At 67.1% G+C, this 240-nt stretch carries 1 protein-coding gene; it reads right to left on the bottom strand.

From position 1 onward, the window contains the following. A partial coding sequence (locus ACLJNW_RS28145; RefSeq protein ID WP_410961917.1) for a hypothetical protein occupies positions 1–230 on the bottom strand: 230 nt, incomplete at its 3' end. Between the last annotated feature and the right edge of the window lie 10 nt (positions 231–240).

The following is a 240-nucleotide window of genomic DNA, read 5'->3' as shown; positions in this document are numbered from 1 at the left end:
ATGCTGAACAGCGCCGGCGCGCTCTGGATGCCATCGTTGAAGGCACCGCCCCTGGCGAACCCAGGCATGCCTCCGGCGCGTTGCTTGCTGACCCAATTGGCCATGTCCGAGCCGGTATAGTCGGAAATCCGCGAGCCCGCCGGTGCGCCGCTACCGAAGAACCCGCTGACCGCACCGACGATGCTGCCGATGATCTGCAGCGTCGCCTGCCGCGCGGCGATCCGCGCCATATCCTGGATC

It is taken from the genome of Salmonella sp. SAL4457, assembly GCF_046548235.1.
Taxonomy (GTDB): Bacteria; Pseudomonadota; Gammaproteobacteria; order Enterobacterales; family Enterobacteriaceae; genus Salmonella; species Salmonella enterica.
Note: the sequence above shows the minus strand (reverse complement) of the source record. Positions and strands in the feature narration are given on the sequence as shown.